The organism is Stenotrophomonas sp. STEN033, assembly GCF_056856655.1.
Window position 1 is genome coordinate 29,814 of sequence record NZ_JBXFWM010000016.1, and the last position, 18,870, is coordinate 48,683.

Annotated in this window: 17 protein-coding genes; 7 read left to right on the top strand and 10 right to left on the bottom strand. The window is 63.8% G+C overall.

Annotated features, from left to right (window positions below):
• Nucleotides 1-108 precede the first annotated feature (108 nt).
• The gene (gph, locus tag AC1VXC_RS07760) at nt 109-759 is read right to left on the bottom strand and encodes a phosphoglycolate phosphatase (RefSeq protein WP_481539010.1); all 651 of its coding nucleotides are present in this window, start codon (nt 757-759) and stop codon (nt 109-111) included.
• Between the two features lie 63 nt (nt 760-822).
• Entirely contained in the window at nt 823-1,908 is a 1,086-nt protein-coding gene (gene dinB / locus AC1VXC_RS07765; protein WP_313172588.1) for a DNA polymerase IV, read from the bottom strand.
• 209 nt (nt 1,909-2,117) lie between these two features.
• Between dinB and fabA the strand changes: the two genes are divergently transcribed.
• Nucleotides 2,118-2,633, top strand: coding sequence for a 3-hydroxyacyl-[acyl-carrier-protein] dehydratase FabA (gene fabA / locus AC1VXC_RS07770; protein WP_296251034.1), 516 nt, complete (start codon nt 2,118-2,120; stop codon nt 2,631-2,633).
• Nucleotides 2,633-3,841, top strand: coding sequence for a beta-ketoacyl-ACP synthase I (gene fabB / locus AC1VXC_RS07775; RefSeq protein ID WP_313494141.1), 1,209 nt, complete (start codon nt 2,633-2,635; stop codon nt 3,839-3,841). The genes fabA and fabB overlap by 1 nt, the downstream gene beginning before the upstream one ends.
• A gap of 377 nt (nt 3,842-4,218) precedes the next feature.
• On the opposite strand, the gene AC1VXC_RS07780 is transcribed toward fabB, so the two are convergent.
• Nucleotides 4,219-5,184: a helix-turn-helix transcriptional regulator gene (locus AC1VXC_RS07780; RefSeq protein WP_313172594.1), complete on the bottom strand. Its 966-nt coding sequence runs from the start codon at nt 5,182-5,184 to the stop codon at nt 4,219-4,221.
• 156 nt (nt 5,185-5,340) lie between these two features.
• Between AC1VXC_RS07780 and AC1VXC_RS07785 the strand changes: the two genes are divergently transcribed.
• Nucleotides 5,341-6,117 (top strand): DUF481 domain-containing protein, encoded by a 777-nt coding sequence (locus AC1VXC_RS07785; protein WP_313172596.1) that lies wholly within the window; start codon nt 5,341-5,343, stop codon nt 6,115-6,117.
• Between the two features lie 214 nt (nt 6,118-6,331).
• On the opposite strand, the gene hemC is transcribed toward AC1VXC_RS07785, so the two are convergent.
• From hemC to mdoH, 3 genes are all read right to left on the bottom strand, one after another.
• The gene (hemC, locus tag AC1VXC_RS07790; protein WP_313494143.1) at nt 6,332-7,240 is read right to left on the bottom strand and encodes a hydroxymethylbilane synthase; all 909 of its coding nucleotides are present in this window, start codon (nt 7,238-7,240) and stop codon (nt 6,332-6,334) included.
• Between the two features lie 113 nt (nt 7,241-7,353).
• Nucleotides 7,354-8,019, bottom strand: coding sequence for an alpha/beta hydrolase (locus AC1VXC_RS07795; RefSeq protein WP_481538759.1), 666 nt, complete (start codon nt 8,017-8,019; stop codon nt 7,354-7,356).
• Nucleotides 8,020-8,385: 366 nt separating this feature from the next.
• The gene (mdoH, locus tag AC1VXC_RS07800; RefSeq protein ID WP_313172602.1) at nt 8,386-10,305 is read right to left on the bottom strand and encodes a glucans biosynthesis glucosyltransferase MdoH; all 1,920 of its coding nucleotides are present in this window, start codon (nt 10,303-10,305) and stop codon (nt 8,386-8,388) included.
• 727 nt (nt 10,306-11,032) lie between these two features.
• Here mdoH and AC1VXC_RS07805 point away from each other — a divergent pair.
• On the top strand, nt 11,033-11,212 hold the full coding sequence (locus AC1VXC_RS07805; protein WP_313172604.1) for a CsbD family protein: 180 nt from the start codon (nt 11,033-11,035) through the stop codon (nt 11,210-11,212).
• Between the two features lie 129 nt (nt 11,213-11,341).
• Here the strand turns inward: AC1VXC_RS07805 and AC1VXC_RS07810 are convergent, their stop codons facing one another.
• The 3 genes from AC1VXC_RS07810 to AC1VXC_RS07820 form a co-directional block, all read right to left on the bottom strand.
• A complete protein-coding gene (locus tag AC1VXC_RS07810) occupies nt 11,342-11,650 on the bottom strand; it encodes a DUF3817 domain-containing protein (protein ID WP_313494164.1) in 309 nt (102 codons plus the stop codon).
• Between the two features lie 78 nt (nt 11,651-11,728).
• A complete protein-coding gene (locus AC1VXC_RS07815) occupies nt 11,729-12,661 on the bottom strand; it encodes a CorA family divalent cation transporter (protein WP_481538758.1) in 933 nt (310 codons plus the stop codon).
• A 70-nt stretch (nt 12,662-12,731) separates the two neighbouring features.
• The gene (locus AC1VXC_RS07820) at nt 12,732-13,058 is read right to left on the bottom strand and encodes a hypothetical protein (RefSeq protein ID WP_313172608.1); all 327 of its coding nucleotides are present in this window, start codon (nt 13,056-13,058) and stop codon (nt 12,732-12,734) included.
• A 108-nt stretch (nt 13,059-13,166) separates the two neighbouring features.
• On the opposite strand from AC1VXC_RS07820, the gene AC1VXC_RS07825 reads away from it, so the two are divergent.
• A complete protein-coding gene (locus tag AC1VXC_RS07825; RefSeq protein WP_481538757.1) occupies nt 13,167-13,451 on the top strand; it encodes a hypothetical protein in 285 nt (94 codons plus the stop codon).
• 49 nt (nt 13,452-13,500) lie between these two features.
• On the opposite strand, the gene AC1VXC_RS07830 is transcribed toward AC1VXC_RS07825, so the two are convergent.
• Nucleotides 13,501-14,091 carry a hypothetical protein gene (locus tag AC1VXC_RS07830; protein WP_481538756.1) on the bottom strand — a complete coding sequence of 197 codons (591 nt, stop codon included), beginning with the start codon at nt 14,089-14,091 and terminating at the stop codon, nt 13,501-13,503.
• Between the two features lie 126 nt (nt 14,092-14,217).
• Between AC1VXC_RS07830 and AC1VXC_RS07835 the strand changes: the two genes are divergently transcribed.
• Nucleotides 14,218-15,366 (top strand): hypothetical protein, encoded by a 1,149-nt coding sequence (locus AC1VXC_RS07835; protein ID WP_481538755.1) that lies wholly within the window; start codon nt 14,218-14,220, stop codon nt 15,364-15,366.
• Between the two features lie 347 nt (nt 15,367-15,713).
• Nucleotides 15,714-18,728 carry a TonB-dependent receptor gene (locus AC1VXC_RS07840; RefSeq protein WP_313172616.1) on the top strand — a complete coding sequence of 1,005 codons (3,015 nt, stop codon included), beginning with the start codon at nt 15,714-15,716 and terminating at the stop codon, nt 18,726-18,728.
• The last annotated feature ends 142 nt before the right edge of the window (nt 18,729-18,870 follow it).

Consider the following 18,870-nt stretch of genomic DNA (forward strand, 5'->3'; position numbering starts at 1 on the left):
AGCGTAAGCCGCGAAGCAACTGCATCGTCCGATTGCAGAAATCAGCGCAATTTCATTGCAGCCAGCTTCGCGGCTTACACCGCTCCCACAAAATATCCTCAAGAATGGCTACGCGACGATGCTCACCAACTCACGCATATCGTCGATCACCGCCACGGCGTCGGCTGCATCCAGATCCAGATCACGTGAATAGCCATAGCGCACCAGCACGATCGGCATGCCGGCGTTGTTGGCCGCGCCCAGATCGGTGCCCGAATCGCCCACCATCAGGCAGTTGACCACCGGCTGCTGCAGCAGATCAGCCACGTGCAGCAGCGGCTCGGCAGCAGGCTTGCGCTGCGGCAGCGAATCGCCACCGATGATGTGCGCGAAGAAGCCGGCAATGCCCAGATGCTGCAGCAACGGCGCGACCATTGCCGCCGGCTTGTTGGTGCAGATGGCCATCGGCAAGCCGCGTGCCTGCAATGCGGTCAAGGCCTCACCCACACCGTCGTAGAGGCGCGGACTGCGCAGCAGGCAGGCCTTGTAGTGCCGCATGAAAACCGACATAACCTCTTCCAGCGTCAATGCGCTGCCAGCGTTCGCCAAAGCGGTGGACACCAGATTGCGCACGCCCTCGCCTATCCAGCTGCGCACCGTCGCCTCGGAGACACGCGGCAGCGCCAGCTCTTCCAATGTGAGGTTCACTGCCTCGGCGATATCACCTGCGCTGTCCACCAGCGTGCCATCCAAATCGAACACCAAGGCCGTAGTCGCCACGCATCCACACTCCATCTCAACGAACAGCGATTGTAGCGGTGTCGCGCTGCGTGATGGATGTACTCAATCCAACGAGATGCCGCGGAACAAATCACCCTGGATCACCAATTCTTCGCGGTCGCGAAAGCCCGCCAGCCCAACACCAACCAGGCGATAGCGCGTATCCGCCGGCAACTGCACGCGCTGGCACAAGGCCAGGGCGATATCGCGCAGGTCTTCAACCGAGCTTGGTGGCGTATCGGGTGTATAGCTACGGGTGAGAATGCGGAACTGCGCGGTCTTCAACTTCAGCACAACCGTATGACCGATGCGTTCGGTGCGCCCGGTTGCACGCCAGGTGCGTTCGGCCAACTGGGTGATGGCTTCATCGAACTCGCCCATATGCAGGTCTTCGGCGAAGGTATCTTCGGAAGAAATCGACTGCACTGGTTGATCGGGCTCCACCGGCCGCTCGTCGATGCCACGCGCGCGCCGATACAAGCCCGCGCCAAAACTGCCGAACAAGGCTTGCAGTTGTTCAAGCGGCAGCGCACGCAGATCACCGACGGTGACGATGCCCAGCGCCGACAGTTTGCCTTCCATCACCTTGCCCACGCCCGGCACCCGTTTTACCGGCAACGGCGTCAGGAACTGCTCCACCCTGGAAGGCGGCACCACGAACTGGCCATCGGGCTTGCGCCAGTCCGAGGCAACCTTGGCCAGGAACTTGTTCGGCGCGATGCCGGCCGAGGCGGTCAGACCCGTGGCCTCACGGATCTGCGCGCGGATGGTGCGGGCGATCTCGGTGGCGATACCGCCACAGCTCGGCGATTCGGTGACATCCAGGAAAGCCTCATCCAGTGACAGCGGCTCCACCAGCGGGGTGTGCTGCAGGAAGATCTCGCGGATCTGCCGCGACACCGCCTTGTAACGGGCAAAGTCCGGCGGCACGAATACAGCGTCCGGGCACAGCCGCTCGGCCCGCAGCGCCGGCATGGCCGAGCGCACCCCGAACTTGCGGGCCTCGTAGGAGGCCGCGCACACCACCGAACGCGCCCCGCGCCAGGCCACAACCACCGGCCGTCCGCGCAAATCGGGGTCATCACGCTGCTCCACGGACGCATAGAAGGCGTCCATGTCGACATGGATGATCTTGCGTTGTGGGCTCAAGGCAACAGTCTCAAAAGGTCGCCAACATGATAGCTGTTGTCGCTAAATGCACACTTGTCCTCACAAATGTACTTATTCGTACCTCCCGTAACAGCCCGCGAACGGCGCTTATCTGCAGCTAACATACGCAACCGTCCAGTTAAAACATTTGATTGAACGCAGCTGCTGCAGCATGCTCCGGGGCTCGCAATGGCTTTGGATTACCCCGGATGACCCGTCTGCATGCTTTCTCGCGCGACCAGCTGCTGGCCAGCGCGCGTGGCGAACTTTTCGGCCCGAACAAAGGCCGTCTTCCCAATGACCCGATGCTGATGTTCGACCGCATCACCGAGATCCGTGAGGACGGTGGCGCACACGGCAAGGGCATGATCCGGGCCGAGCTGGATATCCGTCCTGACCTGTGGTTTTTCGGCTGCCACTTCATCGGCGACCCGGTGATGCCGGGCTGCCTGGGCCTGGACGCCATGTGGCAGCTGACCGGCTTCTACCTGACCTGGCTGGGCGCCGAAGGCCGCGGCCGTGCGCTGGGCTGCGGCGAGGTCAAGTTCACCGGCCAGGTGCTGCCCAGCGCCAAGCTGGTGCAGTACGAAATCGATGTCTCGCGGGTGATCAACCGCAAGCTGGTGATGGCACAGACCGACGCCCGCATGCTGGTTGATGGCCGCGAAATCTATACCGCCAAGGACCTGCGCGTAGGTCTGTTCACCTCAACCGAGAGCTTCTGATGCGTCGTGTCGTCATTACCGGCATGGGCATCACGTCCTGCCTTGGCAACGATCTGGATACCGTCTCCAGCGCCCTGCGTGACAGCCGCCCCGGCATCGTCGCCCTGCCCGACCACGCCGAAGCCGGCCTGCGCAGCCAGATCGGCGGCAAGGTCGAGATCGACCTGGACGCGCAGGTGGACCGCAAGCTCAAGCGCTTCATGAGCGATGCCGCGGCCTACAGCTATGTCGCCATGCGCGACGCCATCGCCGATGCCGGCCTGGACGAGGCTGCGGTCAGCAACGTGCGTACCGGCCTGATCGCCGGCTCCGGCGGCGGCTCCAGCGAATGGCAGGTGGAAGCCGCCGATCTGCTGCGCAACCGTGGCGTACGCAAAGTCGGCCCGTACATGGTGCCGCGCACGATGTGCTCGACCGTGTCGGCCAACCTGGCCACCGCCTTCAGCATCAAGGGCCTGAGCTATTCGCTGTCGGCTGCCTGCGCCACCTCGGCCCATTGCATCGGCGCTGCCGCCGACCTGATCCGCCACGGCGCCCAGGACGTGATGTTTGCCGGCGGCGGCGAAGACCTGCACTGGTCGATGAGCGTGATGTTCGACGCCATGGGCGCACTGTCCACCAGCTTCAACGAAACGCCGGCCACCGCGTCGCGTCCGTACGACGCCAACCGCGACGGCTTCGTCATCGCAGGCGGCGCCGGCATGCTGGTGCTGGAAGACTACGACCACGCCGTGGCTCGTGGTGCGCGCATCTACGCCGAACTGGTTGGTTACGGCGTGACGTCCGATGGTGCCGACATGGTCGCCCCGTCGGGCGAAGGCGCCGTGCGTTGCATGAAGATGGCGATGGAAGGCCTGGACCGTCCGATCGACTATCTGAACACCCACGGCACCTCGACCCCGCTGGGCGACGTGACCGAGCTGGGCGCAGTGCGCCAGGTGTTCGGTGATGCGGTACCGCCGTTGTCTTCGACCAAGGCATTGTCGGGTCACTCCCTGGGTGCTGCCAGCGTGCACGAGGCGATCTACTGCCTGCTGATGATGCGCGACGGTTTCATGGCCGGCTCGGCCAACATCGAGACCCTGGACGAGCGTGTGGAAGGCTTCCCGATCCTGCGCAAGACCCAGGATGCGAAGTTGGACACGGTGATGTCGAACAGCTTCGGTTTTGGCGGCACCAATGCGACGTTGATCTTCGGCCGGGTTTGATGGCGGATTGATCTGAAAGAAACAGCCGCGAAAGCGGCTGTTTTTTTGTGCTTCTGCTTTGGCTTCTGCTTCTGCCTTGGCTCTGGCCTTGGCTTTGGCCTTGGCTTTGGCTTTGCTGTTGCTTTGGCTTTGCTGTTGCTTTGGCTTTGCTGTTGCTCTGGCTCTTGCTGTCCCCTCTCCCGTTTACGGGAGAGGGGCTGGGGTGAGGGGAAGCTTTTGCTTTTGCTTTTGCTTTTGCTTCAGCAATAGCCGTTGCTCTGCTTCTCCGAAAAACAACAACAATGGCAACAGCAACAGCAACAAGCAGAAGCTGCCCTCACCCCTACCCCTCTCCCGCAGGCGGGAGAGGGGAAAGCAAAGCAGAGCAAAGCACTTCCTCAGTCGTAATTACTCAACGCCAGCGACAGCAACGCCTTGGCCTGCTCGCGCAGGGACTGCGGCTCCACGATCTCCGCGTCCGAGCCGTAATGCAGCACGTCCATCAACAGCTCGCGCGACACGCTGTACGGCACCTTCAATTCATAACGCCCGTCAGCAAGGAACCGTCCCTGCTGCTTGGAATGCCAGTGCTCATCAGCCACCCAGCGCGCCGCCTTGGCACTGAACACGATCGTCGCCCAGCCCTTCGGCGCACCCGAGAAGATGCCGTAGCTGGCCGCCAACTGCTCGTTCAACTCTTCATCGGCCACATCACGGGCCGGCTGATCCAACAACCGCGCCTGGTGGATGCGATCCACCGCAAAACTGCGTACCGCCTCGCGACTGTGATCCCAGGCGTCCAGGTACCAGTTGTCGCGGTAATGGGTAATGCGCTGCGGCGACACCGTGCGCCGGGTCGCCTCATCAGTGGAACGCGCGCGATACTCAAAGGACAACTGCTTGCGCTCCAGCACCCCCGAAGCCACCGTGCGGAAACTGGCCTCGTCCAGCTTGCGGCCACGGTGCGGTATCACCCGTACCCGCTCCACCGGCCAATGTGAGGCACCGGCCTGCGCCGCCAACAAACCCTCGATGCGCTGCTGCAGCGGCGCCAGCATCGACGACAACACCCCACCACCGGTCCGCGACAACAGGTGCTGGGATGCCAGCAAGGCATGCAGCTCCTCCGAGCTCAGCCACAGACCCGGCAGCTCGAAACGGTCGCTCTCCCCACTCAGGTAACGGAACCCAGCCTCGCCATCACCCTCCACCGGCGCCATCAGCGCGTCACGCAGGAAGGCCAGGTCGCGGTAGACCGTGGCACGGGAACAGCCCAACTCCTCCTGCAGCCGCATCACCGTGACCGGATAGCGGGCGGACTTGAGCAGACGATGCAGCGCGTTGATGCGTTCATAGCGGTCCATGCCCGGATTATGTCCGACTCCGGGCCGCAATGGAGCAGGCCCGCCCCCCACATAACAGCGAATGAAGGCCACGCCCCCCGTCAGCCTGGGGGTCAGGGACCATCCGGTATCATCCAGATGCCAATCATTCCCGTCTCTCCCTTGGAGATCCCCCTGATGTCCCTGCGTGTTTCCCTGATGCTGCCGCTGTTGTTGGCCGCCCCGCTGGCCTGGGCCGATGACGCGTCCGACCTGGCCGCCATGACCTCCCCCTGGAGCGGCAGTGGCGGTGAACTGGGCTTTGCCTCGGCCCACGGCAACAGCACCACCGAGAGCTTCAACGGCCGCCTGAAGCTGCGCTATACCGACAACGACTGGATCCACAACATGGACCTGTTCGGCCTGCGCTCCAGCGCCCAGTACACCGAAACCGCCGACGATGGCAGCACCCGCCGCAAGCGCCAGACCACCGCCAACCGTTACACCGGCAGCGCCGGTAGCGCCCTGCAGCTGGGCGAACACCGCCAGCTCACCGCCACGGTGCGTTATGAAAGTGATGACTTCGCCACTTACGACCGCCAGGCCAGCTTCGGTCTGGGTTACGGCACGCGCCTGATCGATGGCGAGCGCCTGATTCTGGATACACAGATCGGCCCGGGTGTGCGCCGCTCGCACAATGCCGATACCGACGAGGACCGCACCGGCCTGATCGGTCGCGGCCTGTTCGACCTGAAGTTCGCCATCACCGAGAACACCGACCTGGTCAACTCGTTGCTGGTGGAATCCGGCTCGTACAACACCTTCGCGCAGAATGACTTCGGCGTCTCGGTGAGCATGAACAAGCACTTCGCACTGAAGGCTGGCTGGCAGGCCCGCCACAACAGCGACGTGGCCGAAGACAAGCGCAAGACCGACACCTTGACCACCATGAACGTGGTCTACAGCTTCAAGTAAGCAGGTGCCGGGGCATGCCCGGCATTCGCCTCACTGTAGTGCCGAGCCATGCTCGGCAAGGGGCGTTACCGGGCTGGTCTGATGCCGAGCAAAGCTCGGCAGTGCGCTTCGGCTTGGTTCGTGGAGCCTCTGCCGAGCATGGCTCGGCACTACGTTGGAGCTTCGTCGATAGAGCCCCTGCCGAGCATGGCTCGGCACTACCGGTAGCGCTCCCTCAGCGCAACAGCTCGCCCGCACCGCCTTCCAGCAGCTGACGCGCCACTTCGCGGCCCAGCGCTTCCGGATCGTTCGCCGGACCTTGCGCCTGCGCGCGCACCGCACGACCGTCGGTCACGCCGCCGACCAACCCCTGCAACCATAGATCCTCACCGCGCCACTGCGCCAAACCGGCCACCGGCACGTGGCAGCTGCCGTCCAGCGCGCGATTCATGGCCCGCTCGGCTTCCACGCAACTGCGGGTGGATGCGTCATCCAGCGCCTCGAGCAGCGTAATCGTGGTGGTGTCGTCCTGTCGGCATTCAATCGCCACCGCCGCCTGGGCAGGAGCTGGCAACCATTGCGGCGCGGTCAGGCGGTCGCGGATGCGTGCTCCCAATTCCAAACGCTCCAGGCCAGCGCAGGCCAGGATGATGGCGTCGTACTCGCCTGCGTCCAGCTTGGCCAGGCGGGTGTTGACGTTGCCACGCAGGTCACGCGAGATGAGGTCCGGGCGCAATGCGCGCAGCTGTGCCTGGCGGCGCAGCGAAGATGTGCCCACGCACGCCCCCTGTGGCAAGGCGTCCAGCGATGGATAGGTATTGGACACGAAGGCGTCGGCCGAGTCGGCGCGGGTCAGGATCGCCGGCAGCGCGAAGGGGGCTTCCAGCGCCATCGGTACGTCCTTGAGCGAGTGCACCGCGCAATCCGCCTCGCCGCGCAGCATCGCCACTTCCAGCTCTTTCAGGAACAGGCCCTTGCCGCCGATGGCTGCCAGCGAACGATCCAGGATTTCATCGCCGCGCGTGCTCATCGGCACAAGTTCCACCTGCAGCCCCGGGTGGGCCTCACGCAGACGGTCGGCAACATGTTCGCTCTGCCACAGGGCAAGCGGGCTCTTTCGGGTGGCGATACGCAGGATGCTCATCGCTGCATTATCACCGCTGCGGGCGCCAGGGTCATCGCCATGGCCCCAACCCGGCCGACGGGGAGTGCCTCAACGGCACTCCCCTCCTCCGCGCAGCGTCGCGCAACCGGCCGTCAAGCCTGCGCGAAGCGCGCCTGCAGCCAGTCACCCAGTGCCTGGATTTCTTCGCCGCAGACCTGGTGGGCCATCGCATAGCGGTGCCATTCCACGCCAAAGCCCAGCGAGGTGAGGACCTGTGCGCTGTGCTCGGCAACCTGCAGCGGAATCACCGGATCGGCGCTGCCATGGGCCATGAATATCGGCTGGGCGATTGCGCCGTCCACCAGCTGTGCCGGCGCGGCGTCCACTTCCGGCAGATAGGTCGACAAGGCGACCAGGCCGGCTACCGGCTCACTGCGCTTGAGGCCCGCGGACAGGATGATCGCCCCGCCCTGGGAGAAGCCAGCCAGGATGATGCGCTTGGCCGGGATGCCACGTGCCTGTTCGCGCGCAATCAGCGCTTCGAGTTGCTGTACCGATTCGGCCACGCCCTTGGCGTCGGCGCGGCTGCGGAAATCCATGCTGACGATGTCATACCAGGCCCGCATCGGCATGCCGTTGTTGATGCTGACCGGGCGCTTGGGCGCATGCGGGAACACAAAGCGGATCGCCGGCCAGTGCGGACGCACCAGCTCGGGCACGATAGGCGCGAAATCATGGCCATCGGCACCCAGCCCGTGCAGCCAGATAACCGACCATTCCGGCGACGCGCCGGTTTCCTGCTCCACTGTTTCCAGCATGTGTACGGCTCCCAAAGACAGGCGGGGATTATGCCTGCCCGGCACACTCATCGGTGGAGCCGGCAATTTGTAGGAGCGGCGTCAGCCGCGAAGCTGATGCTGCTGCCGGTTGAAGCCAAACCGGCGACTTGCACAGAGGTTGCAGGCCAAATGGCGACCGATTGCTATCGACTTCGCGGCGGACGCCGCTCCTGCAAAAGAGTAATCCCGATCGTTTGTGGGAGCGGCGTCTGCCGCGAAGCGGGTGGTGCGTCCGATTGAAGCCAAGCTGGCTACCTGCACAGAGATCGCCAGCCAAACGGCGGTTGATTGCTATCGGCTTCGCGGCTTGCGCCGCTCCCACAACAACAGCAACAGCCGCAGCCATCAATCCTGCAGCGGCTCCTTCAACGCGGCCGCACGCAGTTCCGCCGCACGCAGCAGCACCGGCGGCGGTGCGTTCTCTTCCGGAATGCACAGCAGGCCATGCCGGCGCAGCCAGTCACCGGCCTTGCGCGAGGAGGTCCATGCCACCACCGGCACCGCCAGCGCCATGCCGATCACCACCGGCGCCATCCACGCGGCCAGCGGCGGCGACACCAGGTAGGCAGCCACGCCCATCACCACGCCGAATACGCTCAAACCGCCATAACTGCGCAACAAAGCGCTCAGCGAAATACTGCCGTCATCGCGCTGCTGCGCGTCCCAGCCCGAATCCTTGCCGGCCAGCACCTCGGCAACACCGCGCGACTGCACGTACATCACCACCGGCGCCATCAGCGCCGCCAGGACGGTTTCCAGCAGCATCGAAATGAACGCGCGGAACGCGCCGCCGCATCCGATGCGCTCCTTGCGCGAGGTCAGCATTGCCACATAGCCCATCAACTTGGGCGACAACAGCGCGACCATGGTCACCACGAACACCCAGAACACGCCGTCCTGGTCCAAGCCGCGCCAATAATGCGCCGGCGACATCCGTAGCTGCAGGTGCAGCTCCTCGGCCAGATCGATGCCACCGTGGATGAGCGGGATGGCGATGCCGATCAGCATCAGCATCGCCCACATCGGCGCGGTGAAGTAATGGCCGATGCCAATCAGCATATGCACGCGATTGACCCAGTGCAGGCCCGGCGTGGCCACCACCTTGGAGTGCTGCAGGTTGCCCTGGCACCAGCGGCGGTCACGGATCAGCAGGTCGGTCAGGGTTGGCGGGCCTTCTTCGTAGCTGCCATGCAGGTACGGCACCATGTGCGAGGCCCAGCCACCACGGCGGATCAGCGCGGCCTCGACGAAATCATGGCTCAGCACATGCCCACCAAACGGCTTGCGCCCCGGCAGCTCCGGCAACCCGGCCTGTTCGGCAAACGCCTGGGTGCGGATCACCGCGTTATGCCCCCAGTAATTGCTTTCCGCGCCATGCCACCAGGCCACGCCATAGGCCATCACCGGCCCATATACGCGGCCACCGAACTGCTGCATGCGGGCGAAGGCGGTACGCCCACCGACCACCGCCGGCAACGACTGGATCAGGCCGACGGTCGGATGGTTTTCCATCGCCGATACCAACCGCACGATCACATCGCCGGTCATCAGGCTGTCGGCATCAAGGATCAACATGTGCGGATAGGCCCCGCCGAAGCGGCGCACCCAGTCGGCGATGTTGCCGGCCTTGCGCCCTACATTGCTGGCGCGGCGACGGTAGTACAGCCGCTCGGCGCCGCCGGTGGCTTCCACCAGCCTTGCGAACACCTGTTCTTCGGCGCGGCCGATGGCATCGCGGGTGGTGTCGCTGAGCACGTAGAAGTCGAAGTGCTGCAGTTGCCCGGTAGCGGCCACCGATTCGTAGATCGCCTGCAGGCCCGCCATCATCCGGCGCGGGTCCTCGTTGTAGGTCGGCATCAGCAGGGCGGTACGGCTGCGCAGCTGCGGCAGCGGTGTATCCGGATAGATGCCAAGCTTGCGACGGCCGCGCAGCAATGCCTGCAGGCCCGCCAGGCTGCTGACGAAGGACATCGCGATCCAGGCGAACAACAGCACGAACAGGACCAGCAGGCAGCCCTCCAGCACGTTGATGCCGCCGTTGGACAGCACCCGCGCCATCAACCAGGTGGCGAACAGCGTGGTCAGCGCGGTGCTGCCGAATACGTACAGGCGGCGCAGGCCGATATTGGCCGGGGCGGTCTTCTGCCGTGGCACCTGCAGCGAGCCCTCACGCAGCGATTGCTCGGGCATCGGCAACGGATGTTCGGCCGGCAGCACGGCAATGCCGGCATCCAGCCCATTGCCCGGGGTGAGGTTGCCGCTCATCGATCACCCCACTGCGCCATCTGCGGCCCGTCTTGGCGACACACCCTGCGGTAACGCTGTTTGCTTGCGTGTTGCACCTGAAATCCTTGAAGGAAAAGCCGAGCAGCCGGGAAAACTAGAAGAACCAACTTAAACCTGCGGCAAACGAACCCTGCCGGTCGCGATGCGGGAGCCCCCTCGAACCACCTCGCTGCTGGCGGCAACAACCCGCCATGGCCGCTCCAGGGCCAACCGCCGCAGTCCTTTGACCGCATGGGCGTTGGGGGAATTATCCACCATCGATCCGACAGGTACACCTCTGCCAGTCAGCTTGACTGTGACGCCCAGCGCATCTGATCGCAGCGGCAGCGCATCATCCCCGACGCCCCGCGCCCGCAGCCGGCAAGCCCGCCTTCATCCACCAGGCAGCCCAGCCAACAGCCGCGGCGGTGGAAAACGGCGCGGGCCCGGCAAAGACGGTCACCGGGCGTCCTGATCGTTCAATCCGGGCAGGACACGCTGCGCCGACGCCTGCGCGCCCCGGTCCAGTCCGCTGGCATACCGCTGGCCGGATGAAAGCGGCCAGGCCGACCGGGATCGCGTCGCAGGCAAACACGTCAACGCACAACACAGGCTAAATCCTCCGGCCTGCACAACGCGATCACAACATCGCGCTCACCTGCCACAAACCCGGGGATGCGCAGTCTGGGGCCGTCTGCAGCGAGGCAGACGTTTCCGGAGACCGTTCGTGGACCGCAACCGTGTTGAAGGCACCAAGCACGAGATCAAGGGTGCCATCAAGGAAGCTGCCGGGAGGCTGACAGGCAACAAGGCCCAGCAGATGGCCGGCAACATGGAGAAAAATGCAGGCAAGGCACAGAAAGCAATCGGCAAGGCCGCAGACGAGGTAAAGCATCGGCATTCATGACCAACGCATCACACCGCAAGCAATGCTTCCGTAACGCACATGACCGGAGCCCGTAATACCTGGCAACACTGTGCAGTTCCAATGGCGCGACCGTGTGGAAGCCGGCCGCGCCATTACATCAGCATCGAATCAGCGCGGGCGCTCGGACAACAGGCCGATACGACGGAACCACATCTCCAGCGGCACGGTCACCAGCGGCGGCACGGCCGCCAGCAAGGCCAGCAGCACCGCCCACAGCGGCCAGCGCAGCTTCACCCAGGCAAACAGGGTGACGACGACGTAGAACAGGAAGGCCAGGCCGTGCAGGCGACCGAACAGCCACACGCCCAGCTCGGTGGTGCCGGTGCCGTACTTCAGCAGCATGCCGATCAACAACCCGGCCCAGGTGACACCTTCAATCAATGCAGCAGCGGCAAACAACTTGCCGGCGGCAGTCATGGGTTTGGCAGACATCGACTCCATCAGCTGTACAAAAGAGCCCGGATTGTAGACGAGAATGCGTCGCATCCCGACCACTCAGAGCCAGCCACGCCGTTTGAACCACAACAGGGGCAGCACGATGCTCGCGGCCACCGCAGCCAGCGCGATGGCGTAACCGTAATGCCAATGCAGTTCCGGCATCGCTGCGAAATTCATGCCCCACACCCCGACCAGCACGGTTGGGGGAATGCCGACCACCGAGGCCACCGCCATCACCTTCATCACCTCGTTCTGGTCCATGTTGATCAGGCCGAGCACGCTGTCCAGCAGGAACTCGTTGCGGTCGCCCAATTGCTGTTCGAACTCGCTCAGCGAGGTCAGGTCCTTGACCACCAGTTTGATGCGCTTCGGGGCATCGGCACCAAACCAGTCCGGCGTGGCCTCATCCAGATAGCTCATCATCCGCAGCATGCCGTGCAAGGTGTTATGCAGCGCGCCGATGCGCCGCCCCATCATGCCCACCTCATGCAGCATCTGCTCCAGCCGGCGTGAAGCGCGCTTGCCCTTGGGATGGCTGAAGGCCTGCCGCGAGAACTCGCTCATCGTGCTTTCCAGCGACTCCAGCAGATCGGCCAGGCGATCGACGATGTGTTCGATCATGCGCAGGAAAAGATCGGCCGAGCCCTGGCAGGGGTGCTTGTCCAGCGCTGCTTCCACGCCTTCCAGCGCATCGATGCGGTGCTCACGCTGCACCACCAGCGCATTGGGCGCCACCACGAAGCCCAGCGGCCCGACGACGTGCTCGACTTCATACTGGAAGCGCGGCAGATTCAGCACCAGCGCCTCGCCCTCCACGCGCACCCGGCTGCTGAACTCGATCTCGCTGATGCCGGCACGGTCAGGGATACGGAAACTCACTTGCCGCGAGGCCTGTTCCAGCTCTTCCGGCGTGGGTTGGCACAGGTCCACCCATAACGACGGGGTCGCCTTGCCGCCAGCGGCGGTGGCGAGGGTGCGGCATTGGAGCATGGCGTGTTTCCGACGCGGGACCAGCGGTCATCCTCGTCTCCACCGTCCGCCGAGTAAAGCCGCAAACGGCTCAATCCAGCTGCTGCAGCGCGTACCAGGCCGCATAGGGTGTGTTGCGGACCAGATGGCGGTTGAAGTCCGGCGCCCCGTCCTGCCACCACACCGGTCCTCGCTCGCCCAAGGCGCATTTGGCCGCGTCAACCGCGCCACCCGCCTTGGCCAGACGCGGACGATCGCCGGCACGGCGTGCAGCGCCGACCTCCCGCCGCGCCGCCATCAACTGGTTTACCAGGGCCGCACGCACCGGCTCCTCCAAGCCCGGGTTGCTGGCCCGCCACAGCCGCCCACGCACCACCAGATAGCGCCCGTCGGGCGTACGCAACGGTGTTTCGGCCATCTCCCATCCCCTGCCGGCATGCGAGGCCCCAGTATCCCACCTGCCCACGGTTGCAAAGCGCGGCCGCCTTCACGCAAGCTCGCCATTCCTTCAACCACCGGTCCCGCCATGCAAGACAACATCATCCAGATCAACCCTGCCGACGGCTGGGTTGCCGTATTCGAAGAAGCCGGTGATGAAAGCGCACAAAGCCTGGTCTGCTTCGCGGTAGTGGAAGAAGCCGGCAAGCGCGCAGTGCGCCCGATGCTGGCCAACGGCAAGCAGATCGGCTTCGCCGACAACCTGCCCAACTTCGTCCGCGTCGAAGAAGCCGACGCCTTTGAAGAAGAGGATGAGGACGAAGAGGACGAGGAAGAAGAAGACGAAGAAGAAGAGGAGGAGGAAGAGGCCTGAGCCTGCTTCCCGCTCCAGGAGCGGCCGGCATTGCGCCGGCCCGCTCATTTCAGTCCGCGCCCTGCCCCGGCTCCGCCGCAGCCGGCACGCACTGCTTGCTGGCCGGCTGCACGGGTAGGCGCAGCAGGGAACCATCGGCCGCCACCTCATTCACCTTCAACGTGCATACGCCGCCGGAGAAGTCCACGTCCAGGGCCACTTCGTAGTCCTTGCCGGCCTGCGGAGTGAATGCCGAAGTGATAAGGCGATCACATCGCCAACCGGCCGGTGAGCCCATGCCCGCCTCCACCACTACCGACTGTCCCGGCACCAGCGGGTACTCCTTGAAGTAGGCCTTGGACATGATCATGCCGCGTTGCTTCAGGCCACGGCTGGTATCCGTTTCCGGTATGCCCAGGCTCTCGTTCTTCACCTTGCCCAGCATCGAGCCGAACGCATTTCCCAGCGAACCGGAAGCGCGGATTTTCTGCGCATACTCTGCCGTGCAGCTGGTATTGGTATAGAGCACCATGCCAACACCGTTCTGGCCGAACAGCCGCAGCCGCGACGATGCCGGCGCGTCCGTCGCCAGCTGCTGCGCACCGGCGGTATTCGTTGCCAGCAACAGGAACACGGTGAAGATTCCACATGTGAAGCGCATTGCATTCTCTCCTTGAACAACAGCGTCCGTGACGCAGATTGAAGCACATGTGCACGCCCACGTGTCATGTGCACGTCACCTCTGCACGCCATTTTGCATGGTTGATTCCGCAACCATCATTCGCCAATGAATCGCAACTTCCTGCTGGGCATTCTGCTGGCCGCCGGCATCGCCGGGCCGGCCATGGCAAGCGCACCGCTGCCGCTGCAACACCATGGCGGTGTCTGGCAATCGGGCCATGTGCAGGGCATCGCCGTGGACCAGCAAGCGGGCTATATCTATTACTCCTTCACCAACCTGCTCGCCAAGTTCGACCTGCAGGGCAATCTGGTCGGTACCTTGACCGGATGGAACGGGCATCTGGGCGATCTGGATTTCAATCCGGCCGACGGCAAGGTCTACGGATCGCTGGAGTACAAGAAGGACCAGGCCTTCTATATCGCGATGATCGACGTGGACCGCATTGACCGGGTTGGCATCGAGGCCACCGACAGCGACATCCTGCGCACCATCTACCTGCCGGAAGTGGTGAAGGACTACACCGCCGATATCAACGGGGATGGCCGCTTCGACGGTGACGACGGGAAATACCGTGGCAATGAAACCGCCTCCCCGGATCACCGCTATGGTTGCTCCGGCATCGATGGCGTCGCCTTTGGCCCGCGTTTCGGTCACGTCGATGGCCCACAGCTGCTGACCGTTGCCTATGGCATCTACGGCAATACCGCGCGCACCGACAACGACCACCAGGTGCTGCTGCAATACGACGTCAGCGACTGGCAGGAAAAGGCACAGCCCTTGCTGGAGTCCGCACCGCACCACAGCGGGCCCACGCAGGTGCAAGGCAAATACTTCGTGCGCACGGGGAACACCAGTTACGGCGTACAGAACCTGACCTACGACGCAGCCCAACAACGCTGGTACCTGGGCGTATACCAGGGCAGGAAGCCGACGTTCCCGAACTACCTGCTGTTCGCGGTGGACGCTGCTGCCAGGCCAACGCCAGGAGACTTGATCGGCGTGCCCGGCAACACTTCCGGCCGCTGGGAACAGGGGCAGCTACTGCCACTCGCCGACGCAGGCCTGAAGGATCCCGTCACCGGCATCCGCGGCTGGATGCAGAAGGCCGACGTTGGCCTGCAAGCCGTTGGCGACGATCTTTTCTATCTCGCCAGCAACTTCAAGCAGGACGGCAAACAAGGCGCGCAGCTGCACCTGATGCGGTGGACCGGCGATCCGGAACGGCCGTTTGTCGCAGCCGAACCGCGGAAGTAGCAACAACAATCCGCATTCCAGCAGGACACAGCGCAGGCCGCAGACCATCAGCGGCCAACCTTGCGCGTGATGCGGATCAGGACGCCGGACCCGGAAGGCCAGCGGGCAGGTGCGCGACGGCACTGCGTGCAACCGTGCGTAGCCGCGCGAGACCGAACAATCATCGACCGCGCTCTGCCTGCACGGCCACTGCAGGCAGAGCAAAGCAAAGCAAAAGCAGTTTCAGTAGCGACAGTATCCATGACTCAAACGTAAAGGTTCTGTAATTGTCCGGACGTAAGGTGGCGCCGCTTGCACGGCGGAACCTCAGCTGTGTGCGGTACTCCCACACTCTCCGGAACAGATCCATGCTCGAACTAAAGAAGTCGGCGCTGGTCAGCGCCATCCTGGCAGCGCTTTGCGTTTCGCCCGACCTGCCTGCCCAACAGCGCTACGACAACAGCGTCCAGACCATCGCCAGCGGCAGCCTGCGCGGCCGCGTGCTCAACACCGCCACCGGCGAGTACGTACGCAATGCCGAGGTGCGGATCGAAGGCAGTCGCAATATCAGCTATTCGCAGGAAGGCGGCCATTTCCAGCTCTCCGGCATCCCTGCCGGCGACATCACCGTGCTGGTCAAATACACCGGCCTGCAGGAAGCACGGCTCAGCGCGGCGGTCGTGGCGGGCAAGACCACCACGCTCGACGTTGCCTTGAAAGCGCCCTCCTACACCGCCGATGGTGGCGATGCGACCGACCTGGATGCGATCAAGGTCACCGCCTCACGTGACGGCCAGGCCAGCGCGATCATGGAACGGCGTGCGGCGATGAACGCAAAGAACGTGGTCGCGGCCGACAACTACGGCGCACTGACCATGGGCGACGTCGGTGAGTTCATGAAGTCGATGCCCGGCCTGTCGCTGGACTACACCGAGGTGGATGCCACCGCCGTTCGCATCGGCGGCCTGGACCCGAAGTACTCGACCTTCACCACCGATGGCGCACGCATGGCCACGGCAACATCCAACAACAACTCCGGCCGCCAGAATTCGTTCGAGCAGATGTCGATCACCGGCATCGAATCGATCGAACTCAACAACACGCTGACCGCGGCGATGGACGCCGACTCACCCGGCGGCAATATCAACCTGCGCAGCAAGTATGCGTTCCAGCGCACCAAGCGTGACATCGTGTTCCAACTGGGCGCGGTCGGCACCTCCGACTCGAACTGGTCGGGCAAGTACTTCCCGGACGACCGCAAGCACGACACCATCTATCCGTCCGGCCAGTTCGGCTTCGGCGATGTATTCATGGACGGGCGCTTCGGCGTCGAGTTCAACGCCAGCTACAACGCCAACTACGTGCAGCAGGACCGTATCCAGACCGACTATGCCTACAAGCCCGACGGCAGCGCCATGCCGTACCGGGTGATGTGGCGCCCGGGCCCGAAGATGACCAGCCGCACCGCGGCCAACCTCAGCCTGGACTACCAGATCACCGACGAACTGGTCGCCTCGCTGCGCAGTACCTACTCGATGTATGACGTGGAGTACTTCAACCAGTACACCTACCTGATTTTCGGCACCACCTCCAAGTCGGAAGCGGCACCGGGCTCCACCCCAGACCACATCGTGGTCAATCCCAACGGCACCAACACCCGCCTGCACACCCAGTATTCGCATCGCTATGCGGGCACGCCGGCGTACCTGATCGCACCCAAGCTGGAGTACAAGGGCGAAGACTGGGAAGCCGTGCTGCGTGGCAGCTATTCCGGCGCGGAGTTCAACTTCCGCGACAACAGCAAGGGTTTCTTCCAGCGCACCGACAGTTGGCTGACCGGGATAGGCTTCACCCTGGACCGCCCCTCGGAAAGTTCGCATGAGTGGAACCTGGCGCAGACCGGTGGCCGTCCGTGGAACGACCCCAGCAACTTCAACCGCGATGCCCCTATCGGTTACAACGTGCGCACCGCCGAATCCGACGCGCTCAACGACCAATACGGCGTCAATCTCGACCTCAAGCGCCACCTCAGTTTCAACGACACGCCGGTAACCCTGATGGGCGGCCTTGGCACGCGTCGCAACGACTGGCGCACCAATGAGGGCTCCTACCAGCAGTACCGCTATGTCGGCCCCAATGGCAGCCAGACCGACCCCGGCGCCAGCGTGCCGTGGACGGAAAATTACGACTTCCAGATCATCGGTACCGGTGCCGGCAACATGAACCAGCAGGGCTGGCGTGCCGACAGCAACTACGCGATGTACGACATCTACCAGCAGCACCCGGAATACTTCGTGCCCGATGTGGTGGGCAACCTCAAGCGCAAACTGGACAACAACAAACGCATCCAGGAAGAAGTGGACGCAGCCTATATCGAGGCCGAGACCCGCCTCGGCGATGCCCGCTTCGACCTTGGCCTGCGCTACGAGAAGACCCGTACCGCTGCCCGCGTCGCCGACGTTCGACCGGTCAGCGAGGTCAAGGCCGCCGGCCTGGACGTCAATACCGTCGAAGGGCTGATGTACCAGTACAACAATGGCCGCTACACCACGCGCAAGGGCGAGTACGACGACTTCTTCCTCAGCGGTGGCGTCAAATACGACTTCACCGACAAGCTGGTTGGCCAGCTGTCCTTCAGCCAATCCATCCTGCGCCCGGACTACGGCAACCTCGGCGGCGTGGTGTCGGTAAACGACGACACCATGATCGTCACCGTGCCCAATGCCCAGCTCAAACCCGAGCACTCCACCAAGTACTACGCCAGCCTGCAGTACTACCTGGAACCGTCGGGCCTGCTGGGGCTGTCGTACTACAAGCTGGACATGCAGGACATGCAGGTCACCGGCATCACCGTCAATCCGGAGGATGTCGGCTTCAACCCGAACGAGTACGACGGCTACACCTTCCGCAGCGCGCAGAATGCACCGGGCACCAGTACCAACGAAGGCGTCGTGCTGGAGTACAACCAGCAGATGACCTTCCTGCCCGGCGCCTGGAAAGGCCTGAGCGTGTACGGCTCGCTGACCCAGGTGAATCCGGACGGCCCGCGCCAGAACATCCCCAAGCAGGCCGCGAACTGGGGCATCCGCTACAACTATGGTCGCTTCGATTTCCAGATCAACGGCAACTACCAGTCCGAGCATCGCGTCAGCGCCCTGAGCAACACGCCGACCACCGCCAACAACGGCATCCTCTACCGCGATGCGCGCGAGCTGTGGAACATCAGCGCCAGCTACAAGCTCACCGACAACATCGACGTGATGCTGGCAGGCCGCAACATCTTCAACGAGCCGGAAGTGATCTATTCCAACATCCCCAGCCGCGTGCAGATGTACACGGTGTACGGCTCGATGTGGAACTTCGGCATCCGCGGCCGCTTCTGAGGCAAACGGCGCCGCATCGAAAGCCACAGAACAACGGCGAGCGGCGCTGGCTTTCTTCCCCCCTCCCGCCTGCGCGGGAGGGGCTTGCGCCGAGGACCGGCTCGTCCGGCAACCCCTCCGGCCCCATCACCGACACCTGCAA

Excerpts from the sequence above, each read along its gene's own strand:
- mdoH (WP_313172602.1), bottom strand. The coding sequence starts at position 10,305 with ATGAGCGGCAACCTCACCCCGGGCAATGGGCTGGATGCCGGCATTGCC.
- AC1VXC_RS07840 (WP_313172616.1), top strand. The coding sequence starts at position 15,714 with ATGCTCGAACTAAAGAAGTCGGCGCTGGTCAGCGCCATCCTGGCAGCG.
- fabA (WP_296251034.1), top strand. The coding sequence starts at position 2,118 with ATGACCCGTCTGCATGCTTTCTCGCGCGACCAGCTGCTGGCCAGCGCG.
- AC1VXC_RS07810 (WP_313494164.1), bottom strand. The coding sequence starts at position 11,650 with ATGACTGCCGCCGGCAAGTTGTTTGCCGCTGCTGCATTGATTGAAGGT.
- AC1VXC_RS07830 (WP_481538756.1), bottom strand. The coding sequence starts at position 14,091 with ATGCGCTTCACATGTGGAATCTTCACCGTGTTCCTGTTGCTGGCAACG.
- AC1VXC_RS07780 (WP_313172594.1), bottom strand. The coding sequence starts at position 5,184 with ATGGACCGCTATGAACGCATCAACGCGCTGCATCGTCTGCTCAAGTCC.
- AC1VXC_RS07820 (WP_313172608.1), bottom strand. The coding sequence starts at position 13,058 with ATGGCCGAAACACCGTTGCGTACGCCCGACGGGCGCTATCTGGTGGTG.
- AC1VXC_RS07785 (WP_313172596.1), top strand. The coding sequence starts at position 5,341 with ATGTCCCTGCGTGTTTCCCTGATGCTGCCGCTGTTGTTGGCCGCCCCG.
- AC1VXC_RS07815 (WP_481538758.1), bottom strand. The coding sequence starts at position 12,661 with ATGCTCCAATGCCGCACCCTCGCCACCGCCGCTGGCGGCAAGGCGACC.
- AC1VXC_RS07825 (WP_481538757.1), top strand. The coding sequence starts at position 13,167 with ATGCAAGACAACATCATCCAGATCAACCCTGCCGACGGCTGGGTTGCC.
- AC1VXC_RS07835 (WP_481538755.1), top strand. The coding sequence starts at position 14,218 with ATGAATCGCAACTTCCTGCTGGGCATTCTGCTGGCCGCCGGCATCGCC.
- hemC (WP_313494143.1), bottom strand. The coding sequence starts at position 7,240 with ATGAGCATCCTGCGTATCGCCACCCGAAAGAGCCCGCTTGCCCTGTGG.
- AC1VXC_RS07795 (WP_481538759.1), bottom strand. The coding sequence starts at position 8,019 with ATGCTGGAAACAGTGGAGCAGGAAACCGGCGCGTCGCCGGAATGGTCG.
- fabB (WP_313494141.1), top strand. The coding sequence starts at position 2,633 with ATGCGTCGTGTCGTCATTACCGGCATGGGCATCACGTCCTGCCTTGGC.